Source organism: Denitromonas iodatirespirans, from assembly GCF_018524365.1.
GTDB classification, from domain to species: Bacteria; Pseudomonadota; Gammaproteobacteria; order Burkholderiales; family Rhodocyclaceae; genus Nitrogeniibacter; species Nitrogeniibacter iodatirespirans.
Genome location: NZ_JAEKFT010000066.1, coordinates 1 through 4,521 on the forward strand (window position 1 = coordinate 1; position 4,521 = coordinate 4,521).

Genomic DNA, 4,521 nt, shown 5'->3' on the forward strand with positions numbered 1-4,521 from the left:
GCGGCTCGATCAGCGCTTCGAGCGCCGCCCACGGTGTCACCGCTTCGATCTGGGCAAGGAACCGGTCGCGGCGCGTCATCTTCTTCTTGGCCGCGTACTCAAGGTCGGAGAAGCTCGATTGCATCGGGATCGTCACCGTCGTGAAGGAACTATGCGTATTGTCTCAAACAGAGCCGCCCGTGGGGCGATATGCAAACGAAATAATCAGCGTTTCCTTAGTGCACTTTCCATTTGCTCCCCGAAGCCATAGTCGTTCGCGCTTTGACCGCCAGCGCTGTCGGCCAGAATAATCAAGGAACGCAAAGCATCGTCAGAGATCGACCAAAGCAGTCAATCACTCAAAACGTTGCTCACGCTGGTTATGTTCTGCCGCTTCGCGTTCTTGTTCAAAATGGATCGCTTGCTCGAGTTTAGGCAACTTAGTCCGAACCTGTGCTTGGACATCGTCATGAGGGTGATTGAGCAGCTCCCTAAATGCTTCTGTCCGAATTTCCATAACCTTTGCGCGCGACCCCGACCAACTGCAAGGGCTAATGTCCTCATAGATGGCTTCGACAACGGCTTTCTTGTCTTTTGCCACGGCTAGAAGAGACTTGATGTGTTCGCTAAGAACCACGCCATTGGGTTGGTCGCCTGAAGGTTCTGTAGGGTCCCGCACCACAAATGAATTCATCGCCCCAGCTACCTTCTGAATGCGCTCTTGATTATCACCACACCACGCCACTACCCGATCCAGCGGAGCTCCGTTTAGCGACACGACTTCCAAGCCCACTCGCTCTTTGAACAGGGAAGCCGCGACGCCCAGCCTGCCATTACCTCTTTCAAAGAGAGCGCTGAGAAAAATTTCAAGGTGGTTTTTGATTAGAACAGCGATCACATGGCTTAAATCAAAGGCGTAGAGACGATACGCCTCCACGCCCTCACATACCATTTCGATGATTTCCCCGACCTCACCGACAGGCGCTTCGGCGCCCAAACCTAACACAAGTACTTCATCAAACTCGCGCCCCGGTGCGCGCTTGACTGAACTTTCATGCTCCGCTAATAGTTTCCGGATTGTCTCTCTAATCGTTGCGCACAGATCCTCGTCTATAGGATGCTGAATCGCCCTTCCAAAGAAACGCATCTTAAGCAACTCAACTGTTGAAAGATATCCGCTGTCCAAAGCATTGATTGCTGACAGAAGGCTCGCGAATTCGCTATTTGGAATTCCTTCATGAACACGGCCGTAGCTCAGGATCTCGAAATGCCGAGCTTCCAGCTCACCGGATTGTGCAAGTTGCAGCAATTGTGCTGAAGCCCAAGCGGTGATGGGAACGGCTGCGAGTAGATAAATTGCTTGATGCTTGAAAGCTGGAATCGCCAACGCACGCTCGAGCAATTCTTGGGCTTGGGAAGGCGCGGCATCATGAACACCACGGAGGAATCTAGCGAAAACGGTCGGCTGAGTCTTCTCCGACCCGTACCTTGTGAAGGAGCTAGCCAACAGCTCAAACACCGGAACCCTGGCTTCAGTCACCTTTGCCAACCCTTGCCCAAACCAGGACAAAGCTTCGGAGCGCGCCACCCAGATTTCGTCACCGAGATCTTCGATAATTCCGAGTTCAGCCGCCGCAAGCTCTCCGAGATTTAGGACTTTCTTCCGCAAGTCGTCTACGTTTTCTTGGTATTCACCATCGCGGAAATCAATATGTCTCCAATGGTCGGGTAGCACATAGCTACGAATTTCCCCAAGCGTGTTAGATGGCGCGGTTAGTCTCTCAATAGATTGAAGCCTACAGAGCGAATCAGGAGGGAGGTGCGGGCTGTCAAGGCGTAATGTCGCCTTGATGGACAGCCACATGTCTGGCCACTGACCTTCTAAGCCGTGTGTATGGATGATTCGTTCAAGTAGGTCATGGCATTGAGCATACGTCCAAAGATCTCGGAAGTGACTCGCCAACATCGATCTTGCCCAATTACGTTCGTTGGGCTGGGACGATTCCAACGGCGGAAGCAGAAGTTTAATGAAACCTGTATACCACGAATTTTGTTCTTCATGCGTTTTTGGAATCCATCCTGGACCTCGCCTTCGTGCTCCGAAATGGAAGGGTCCAAACCCTCTCCAGTGATGCGTTCTAAATGCGGATTTCAGAAGCTCGTTTGTGATCTCCCGTTGCTTTGGGTTGCCAGAATTTATTAGTCTTTGGACAAATGCTTGCCGCCGTTTTGGAGTAGCTTCGGTACCAGAAAGATACAGCGAGAAAAGTTGTTGGCACTGACGAATGATGCTGTTGTTGTTTTCGCCAGATTCTTCTGTCTCCGCAAACTTCAGAAGTACTGTCGCCGCTCGGTCGAAGGTTTCATCCTCATAGGCAAGATGACACAAGAGCCGGACGAATCTAGCGAAGTTCTCGTTTTCACGCGAGGCAAACTCGGGATCGATTGAAGCCTGTTCGATAGACCGCAGAACCACTTCCGGGAAGACAGGCGCGACATGATTCAGGATCGCAAGATGCTGGTCGTCGCAAGTGCTAATGTTGCTCAGTGGAGCCCCATGCTGCACCCAACTGAGCGCCAACGTGCGAGCGGGCTCAAAGTCGTGAAGATAGCCCAAACGGTGTGCACAAGATTGCAGCAAACGAAGATTTTCCCGCTTGAAGAGTTCGGCATTGATGTCTTCAAGCGGGATGTTCTGGAGTGCGCGCTTTGCTAGGCGGTTAGCCAACGCATGAGGAAGGACTGCGCGCCAGTTTCCGCGCTGCTGAGCGAGTTGGCGACGGAGCAACTCTGCCTGACCATTGTGCAATGCGTGTCTGCTCAAACCGGAGAGCGTTCCGAGGACGCTCAACTCGTCACCATATTCGTTTCGGGCTACGTTGAAGGAGTACGCCAAGGCCAACACCTCTGCACGCTGGAGAAGTTCCGATGAGTTCCCTTTGCGTTGGGAAAACAGTCTCTCGAAAAGCGCCTCGTCAGAAAAATTCGCGAGCGTTTCGTCCGCATCGACACGGCTCGCAAGGGCCAGTGCAACTCGTGCGTTACCACCTGAAAATTCGGCGATTCGGTCAGTATTGATTTGACCCAATCCCGGGAAGCCTTTCTGTAGCAGTGTGGAAACAATTGCCTCGCTGGTCGGTTCCAGGTGAATGATGTCGGTCTCTTCAGGCTTGTCGTCGGAGATGTCGTATTCGATGGTGAGAAGGCGCAGTTTCGCACGGCTTGCAGCAGCCTGTTTCTGCAGGTTTCGGTGCACATCCGGCGGGCAGTTGTCCAAGACCACATAGCTGGCGAAATCGTTTGCTATAAGGTAAGTGATCAGTTCCGATGCCGTGGGGATGAGCTCTTGGCCGAGGTCGGCATAGATCACGTCGCTTTTCGGAAGTGCATCGCTTCCTACTTCGTGCTCAAAGAGAGCTTGGACGAACCGGGTTTTGCCGACACCGGAAAGCCCTGTGATTCGCACAGTGCTTCCGAACTCCTTGAACCTATCCCGTGTCAGCTGAATTCCCATTGACACAGTTTGCGTCTCCTTCAGATTGGAGTTTGCATCGGTGACGCAGGGATGGTCGTCGATCAAAAACACATCGTCTTGATCCGTCGGCGTCGCTGCCCACCGTTCGTAGGGTCTCCAACCAGCCAAAGGTTTTCCGAGACGCGAACGGGCCCAGAGGGCGACACCGGGGTGTCGTCTGAGCCACGTGGATAGCCGATCACGTCCGTAAAAGTCGATATGCAGTTGATCCTTGGCCTTCAACGGAGCAATCGCATCGCGCATTCCATCCAAGCGATCAGATAGCATCTTATCGGTGCAGTCATCCTTTCCGCTGACGATGATGTAGGCGCCACCGTGCGACGCTATTTCAGAAATCACTGTCTTGGGGTTGCCTTTGTCTTGCATCTCCTTCAGGCATGCCGATTTTCCCATAGAGTGCTTCTTCACTTGAAAGCCTGTGCGTTCTCTGGGAACCCAAGTGGGACGGGAATTGCTGGACGCGCCTATAACACTGACGTCCAGCCCTCCATCGGGGGCTTCTTGTGCCCCACCCCATCTCACGCATGATGTTGGAATTCCGCGCTGAGTAAGCTCCGCTTCACAGAGACGGGCGACAAGCTCCCGTAAATCGCTGTCATTGAGGATAGAAATGTCAGCTGCTGCAAGTTCAAAAAACGTCATTTTCGGAGAAGTTGTTGGTGTTATAGAAGTTAATCGCGATCGTATGCGTAGATTATTCTGTTATGCACTTGTGCAGTAGAGCCATTGGGTCGATCTAGTGTCAAGCAGTTTGTAGAATGCCGAAAGAGAGTAAATTTCGGGTGTGTCGACGAGATTAGATTTTGATACATCGATGGACAGTCAATCGCTCGATCTGTCTACAGATCGACGATGACGGTACGCTCTAGAGCGATTTGGCGAGCCTGTCAGAAATTTTGTGTTTGAGGCATACCATGTGAGCAAGGAGCATGTATGCCAAGAAAGACCAGCAAGAAGAGCACTGCGGCGGCGCTGCCGTCCATCCCGAAAGAGCTGATCGATGGATT

General features: G+C 52.4%; 1 protein-coding gene and 1 pseudogene. Both read right to left on the reverse strand.

The annotated features are described in order from the left end of the window. A pseudogene (locus tag I8J34_RS23770) lies at positions 1-124 on the reverse strand (IS5/IS1182 family transposase); the annotation flags it as partial. Positions 125-334: 210 nt separating this feature from the next. Beyond that, a complete protein-coding gene (locus I8J34_RS23775; protein WP_214364118.1) occupies positions 335-3,922 on the reverse strand; it encodes a hypothetical protein in 3,588 nt (1,195 codons plus the stop codon). Positions 3,923-4,521: the final 599 nt, after the last annotated feature.